The organism is Nonomuraea cypriaca, from assembly GCF_015645445.1.
Taxonomy (GTDB): domain Bacteria; phylum Actinomycetota; class Actinomycetes; order Streptosporangiales; family Streptosporangiaceae; genus Nonomuraea; species Nonomuraea cypriaca.
In genome coordinates this window covers 1-4,682 of the sequence record NZ_JADOGI010000407.1, presented here as the reverse complement: position 1 = coordinate 4,682, position 4,682 = coordinate 1, and the positions used below count along the sequence as shown (strand labels likewise).

Here is a 4,682-nt window from a genome sequence, read left to right as displayed (position 1 = left end):
GGGCCGGTGAGGGGGCGGCCGCGCCGCCACACCGCCCGCAGGCTCCTGACCAGGTTGAGCCCGGCCAAGGGCACCTCGACCAGCCGCCCGGTGGCCAGGTCGGCCTCCACCGCGTACCCGCTGAGCACCGCGGGCGCCGCCCCCGCCTGCGCCGCCCCCTTGACCGCCGAGTTCGACCCCAGCTCCAGCCGCGGGCTGGCCCGGTGCAGGTCCCTGAACGCCACGTCCAGGGTCTCGCGCGTGCCCGAGCCTGGCTCACGTACCACGAGCGGCGTCCCGGCCAGCTCCGCGCCCCTCAGCGCCGTACGACGGCGCGCCCACGGATGCTCGGGCGCCACCACGACCACGAGCCTGTCGGTTCCCACGACCCGCCCGGCCAGCCCCTCCGGCAGGCTGGGCCCTTCGACGAACCCCAACTCCACCTCGGCCGCCAGCACCCGGGCCGCGACGTCGGTGGAGTTCACCACGTCGAGCCCGACCTGCACCTCGGGCTCGCGATGCTGCAACTCGCCGAGCCAGCGCGGCACCAGGTACTCGGCCACCGTCATGCTCGACGCCACCCGCAGGTGTGCCGCGCCGCCGTGGCGTACGGCCTGGACGGCGCGCATGAGCTCCTCGGCGGCGGCGAGCACGCGGACGGCCCATTCGGACACCATCTTGCCCTCGGCGGTGAGCGTGGAGCCTCTGGGCGTGCGCTCGATCAGGGGCAGGCCGAGGCGGCGTTCGAGGTGGGCGATCCGCTTGCTCGCCGACGGCTGCGCGATCCCCGCCGCCTTCGCCGCCTGGCCGAGACTGCCGAGCTCGCCCACGTCCACCAGGAGCTTCAGCGAGTCGAGATCAGGCAGCGCACTCATAGCCACAGGCTATGACCTCCCAGGCAATACGCGCCTACCGCCCGATTCCGACCCTCAGAACACTGAGATCATGCCCGATGCTCACACGGCGCGCCTTCAGGCGGCGCCTGCCCCCGCCGCCTGGCCAGGGGTGACGATGGCCGCGGCGGCCGTCGTCTTCTCGATGGTCGCCAACCGGTTCGCACCGGCGCTCAGCCCCGCCGTGATCGCGGTCGTGTCCGGCGCGGCGGTGGCCAACCTGACGGGGGTCGCCGAGCGGTTCAGACCCGGGCTGGCGTTCGTGTCGAGGCGGCTGCTGCGGGTGGCGGTCGCGCTGCTCGGCCTGCAGATCGCCGTACCGGACGTGCTCGCGCTCGGCTGGCAGACGCTGGCGGTCGTGACGGCCGCGACCGGCGTCACGTTCGCCGTGACGCCACGGATCGGGCGGGCACTGGGCGTCGCGTCCGGCGCCTCGCTGCTGATCGCCACGGGGGTCGCCATCTGCGGCGCGTCCGCCATCGCCGCGATGCGGGAGAGCACCGGCCACACCGAGGACGACGACGCGGCCGCCGCCCTCACCGTGGTCGTCCTGTACGGCACCACCGGCATCGTCGCCCTGCCCCTCCTGGCGTCCCTGATCGGGCTGTCCCCGGCCCAGCTCGGTCTCTGGGCTGGGGCCGCGGTGCACGAGGTGGCCCAGGTGGCCGCGATCGGCGCCGCCTACGGTGTCCTGGCCACGGCCGTGACCGTCAAGCTGGCCAGAGTCATCCTGCTCGCCCCGATCGTCGCCCTGACGTCCCACCGCCGGCGCCACCGGACGCCGGCATCTCCTCATATGGCCCCTCATACGAGGAGGCCGCCGGTCATGCCGCTGTTCGTGGCCGCGTTCCTGGCTATGACCGTCCTGCGCAGCACCGGATGGGTTCCCGTGCCGGTCACCGATGTGGCGCCACATGTCACGAACGTGCTGATGGCGGCCGCCATGTTCGGTCTGGGGACCGGCATCGACGTGCGGAGGCTGCTCAAGGGGGGTAGAGCCATGGTGCTGGGCGGCATCGCCACGGCGATCATCGCCACCGTTTCACTGGCCGGCGTGGCGGTCCTGACGTGATCCTCTGGGTGGGCCCGCGAAACCGTACCCTGCCCCGCTCGGAACAAATCCCGTAAAATTACGCTCTTCGCCTAAACAGCCCGCATGACCACTAAAGGAGCACAAAACTCACCATGCACAGCACCACTGACTCCGTTCTCCAGCTGTCCGGCGAGGTCGCCACGGCCCTGGCCGAAGGCGCGCCGGTCGTGGCGCTGGAGTCCACGATCATCTCGCACGGGCTGCCGCAGCCGCGCAACCTGGAGGTGGCGCGCGAGCTGGAGGGCGTCGTGCGGGCCGCGGGCGCCGTGCCCGCCACGATCGCGGTGCTGGACGGCGTTCCGCGCATCGGGCTGAACGAGGTGGAGCTGGAGCGCATCGCGACCGAGTCCGGGCTGCGCAAACTGGGCCAGCGTGACCTGCCCGTGGCTGCGGCGCTGAAGGCGAGCGGCGCGACCACCGTGTCGGCCACGTCGTTCCTGGCGGCCCGCGCGGGCATCCGCGTCTTCGCCACCGGCGGGCTCGGGGGCGTGCACCGCGGCTGGGCCGACGACCAGGACGAGTCCGCCGACCTCGACACGCTCGCCCGTACCCGCATCACCGTGGTCTGCGCGGGTGTGAAGTCCATCCTCGACGTGCCGGCGACCCTGCAGCGCCTGGAGACCAGGGGCGTGAGCGTGGCGGGATACCGTACGGACACCTTCCCCGGCTTCTACCTGCACACCTCCGGCCAGCCGATCGAGTGGCGGATCGAGTCGCCCGAACACGCGGCGGCCATCATGCGCGGCCAGGACGCGCTCGGCGGCCAGGAGAGCGCGCTGATCGTCGCCAACCCGGTCCCCGAGGAGCGGCAGCTCGACCCCGAGCTGCACGACCGCGTGCTCACCGAGGCGCTGGCCGCCGCGGAGCGCGAGGGCGTCAAGGGGCAGGCGATCACCCCGTTCCTGCTCGGTTACCTGGTGGACGGCACCGGCGGCGCGTCCCTGGAGGCGAACCTGGCCGCCGTACGCGGCAACACCGCCCTGGCCGCCCAGATCGCCCTCTGCTGGGCGAGATCGTGACAGGCGGCGGCCTCCTGGTCGTCGGTGACGCGGTCACCGACGTGGTGGCGCTGCACGGATCGCCGGTCATGTCCGGCACCGACACGGCCGCGGACATCGTGCTGCGCCCCGGCGGCTCCGGCGCGAACACCGCCGCCTGGGCCGCCCACCTGGGCGCCGACGCCCGCCTGCTGGCCAGGCTCGGATACGACAGCAGCGACTGGCACACCACCGAACTCATCAAGACCGGAGTACGCCCGCACATCACGGTCGATCCCAGCCATCCCACTGCGGTCGTGATCGCCATGGTGGACAAGAGCGGCGAACGTTCCATGCTCACCAACCGCGGCGCGGGCGGCCTGATCTCCGAGGCCGACTGGGACCCTGCGCTGCTCGACGGCGTCGGCCGGCTGCACCTGTCCGGCTACGTCCTGTTCGCCGAGCCCGGACTGCGCCTGGCCAGGCTCGCCATGGCCCAGGCGGCCGCCGCGGGCGTCGCCGTCAGCATCGACCCGGCCTCCACCCGCCCGTTGCGTGACTTCGGTGTTGAACGTTTCATCCGGGAATCGGCCTCCGCCGACCTGATCATCCCGAACCTCGATGAGGCCCTCCTGCTCAGCGGCGCCTCGACGGCGGAGCGGGCCGCCGTACTGCTGAGTGAGACATATGGCACAGCGGTCGTGAAGCTGGGCGCCGACGGCGCGCTGGTCGCCGTGGACGGCGAGATGGTCGCGACAGCGGCGGGAGTGTATGCCGAGGTCGTAGACTCGACCGGAGCGGGTGACGCGTTCGCCGCCGGATTTCTGTCAGCGCGTTCGCAGGGTGTCGGCGAAGAGGCCGCTCTGCAGGCGGGTTGCCGTGCCGGTGCCGCATGCGTGGCCCAGGTTGGCGGTCGGCCACGGTACGGTTTGGACTTGAACCGTCTTTACCCTGTTCATACTGATTGATAGCTTGCCGCGTAGGCTGCGCCATTAGCCACACGCGTAATGGCCAGCACCACACGGCTCACTGGGGAGGATAAGGTCCGCCGATGGAAGTCGAGTCATCGATCTGCCTGAGCGACCTAGTCCCTGCGCTGCGCTGGAGCCGACCACAGCAGGTCGCCGAGGTGCTGGGTGATCCGCGCCTGCCGGCGAGTTGGTGGTCCTCCCTCGCGCTGTCCAAGGCGCTCGGCACGGCGGGTCTCGACTGGATCTGCGAGCGTCTCGCCCGGCTGGTCGCCACCCGCTGGGACCATCTGCCGCTGGCCGACCTGCTTCCCGCGCTCATGGTGCACCACGTCGACCCCGCGCTGCCCGGCTGGCCAGAGGCCACCCGCACGGCGGTCGCCGGCCTCGGCGGCTGGCAGCGGCTGCGCCGCCTCTCCCCCGGCGACCTGACCACCCCCTCGGCCACGCCCGAAGTGGTGATGGGCTCGGTCTTCCGCGAGATCCTCGGCCGTATCCCGGCCCAGCGCGAAGCGACGCGCGCTCACCCGGAGGTCACCCGCCCGCTCCAGCGCGGCACCGCCCCCGGCGTCTCGTCCCGGAGCACGGGCTCCTTCCCGGCCCAGCCGGAAACCGTGCCACCGCAGACCGGCATGTTCGCCGCGCAGGTCGGTCCGTTCGCCGCCCAGTCAGAGAACACGCCGCAGCGCCAAGCCGGCCAGCCCCAAGCCAGCCAGCCCGAGGGCCTCCCGCCCCGCCAGGGCGACGGCGTGCCACAGCGTCAGACGGGCTC

4 protein-coding genes and 1 pseudogene are annotated in these 4,682 nt (G+C 72.4%); 4 read left to right on the top strand and 1 reads right to left on the bottom strand.

Annotated elements, in window-relative coordinates:
• Positions 1-854: LysR family transcriptional regulator (locus tag ITP53_RS53810; protein ID WP_195903213.1), on the bottom strand; the 854-nt coding region annotated here is incomplete at its 3' end.
• A gap of 70 nt (positions 855-924) precedes the next feature.
• On the opposite strand from ITP53_RS53810, the gene ITP53_RS53805 reads away from it, so the two are divergent.
• From ITP53_RS53805 to ITP53_RS53790, 4 genes and pseudogenes are all read left to right on the top strand, one after another.
• Positions 925-1,944 (top strand): YeiH family protein, encoded by a 1,020-nt coding sequence (locus ITP53_RS53805; protein WP_195903212.1) that lies wholly within the window; start codon positions 925-927, stop codon positions 1,942-1,944.
• A 113-nt stretch (positions 1,945-2,057) separates the two neighbouring features.
• Positions 2,058-2,984: a pseudouridine-5'-phosphate glycosidase gene (locus ITP53_RS53800; RefSeq protein ID WP_195903211.1), complete on the top strand. Its 927-nt coding sequence runs from the start codon at positions 2,058-2,060 to the stop codon at positions 2,982-2,984.
• Positions 2,981-3,910: a carbohydrate kinase family protein gene (locus ITP53_RS53795; protein WP_195903210.1), complete on the top strand. Its 930-nt coding sequence runs from the start codon at positions 2,981-2,983 to the stop codon at positions 3,908-3,910. The genes ITP53_RS53800 and ITP53_RS53795 overlap by 4 nt, the downstream gene beginning before the upstream one ends.
• 83 nt (positions 3,911-3,993) lie before the next feature.
• A pseudogene (locus ITP53_RS53790) lies at positions 3,994-4,682 on the top strand (hypothetical protein); the annotation flags it as partial.